The following is a 1,384-nucleotide window of genomic DNA, read 5'->3' on the forward strand; positions in this document are numbered from 1 at the left end:
TTATTTATTAAGGATGAGAGGTTCATTTGCATTAAACATTGTTGTTTATTTTTAATAAAATAGCCTCTCTTTCGGATCTTTTAAACTACCTGAAAAAAAGTGAGGGGGAGTTATGCTTGATTATATAAACTACTGCATTAACACCCTCTTTTTGTTGTATTTACTTTTATTGCCGCTATCAAAATGATGCTTTATTCCTTCCTACTCTTTCTCTTTTAAATCGCTTGGATAATTCTTCTTCTACACCTTCAAGCCTTTTATATCACACTTTTTTATTCATGAATACAGGTTCTAAAGCCTTATCTACTAGGAAGAAAGGGGAGGGAAAAGCAAGCTAAAATCGTTAAACGCTGTTTTGTGGATTTTAGGAACGCAGGTTTCCTTAGCGGGATCTTCACCCTGGTTATGAAGATTGGAAAAATACGCACAGAAAATTTTTAGAAAAACTGAGTGCTGATCTCCGACTATGAGAGGCTGATGATAGATGTCAGCCATATAAAAGCGCCCCCTTATATTCATTTAGCCTGAAGATAAAATTTGGAAGAATGCATAAAAAGCCTCATAAAGTTGATCAAATGCATGCTTTTCTACGAAATCTTGCAAACCAATGGCGGTATCGAGCGTTATTTTGTTCAATGGAAAACGTTTTATCTTTTCCCTGAAAGAGACGGTTGCTTGGAACAATTTTATAAAAACCTGCCCAATGATCTGCGCAATAAAATAAAATTTTCCATTTTTTTAATCGTTCAAAAAGTCGTTTGAATGTTTGACTAAAGTGATCACCAAATTCCTAATCGAATAGCCGTTTTCCAGAACGATCACAGACTTTAAAAATCCAAGCTTTAAAAATCAAAATTTTTGCTTCTTTTTGTTAAATAATGCCAAAATTTATCGACTTCCTTGACAATAACTTTGTCTTCTGGAGATGGCTCAATTTTGGCGCATAACCTTGATTATAAGGTGCCCGCCCACTTCAAAACAACGATCGCGCTGACACCAAAATGCTGAGCAATTCTGTTCATTGAAAAACAGCTTGCGTATAAAACGAAGGATTGGAGCTTGTCTTTTTTGGGCTCTCCTCGTGAAAATTTTTCCACATTTTTTACATTTGTACCGCTGAATCCCTCGAACAAAACCGCTTTTAAAGCAATCTTAACGTTCACAAATTTTACATACAATAGGGTGTTAATGCAGTATTTTATATAATCAAGAGCGGTTATCAATGGACGGTACATGTTTTATAGACCATGTAGGATTAAGGGGGTATGGGAAAAAGTGATGCATGAACTTGTTAAGACAAGCCGAAGTAAGTATGAAAGGAGTAAGAATCCCAGCTATAGCATCATTCACAAAGTGTTAAAACAAGTGTTAAAACAAGTGTTAA

At 35.1% G+C, this 1,384-nt stretch carries 1 protein-coding gene and 1 pseudogene; both read right to left on the reverse strand.

All coding sequences use genetic code 11. The annotated features are described in order from the left end of the window. Positions 1–640 precede the first annotated feature (640 nt). Positions 641–727: pseudogene (locus tag K737_RS10730) on the reverse strand (IS1 transposase); the annotation flags it as partial. Positions 728–953: 226 nt separating this feature from the next. Next, a complete protein-coding gene (locus tag K737_RS00110; protein WP_006290814.1) occupies positions 954–1,163 on the reverse strand; it encodes a hypothetical protein in 210 nt (69 codons plus the stop codon). Positions 1,164–1,384: the final 221 nt, after the last annotated feature.

Source organism: Holospora undulata HU1, from assembly GCF_000388175.3.
Taxonomy (GTDB): Bacteria; Pseudomonadota; Alphaproteobacteria; order Holosporales; family Holosporaceae; genus Holospora; species Holospora undulata_A.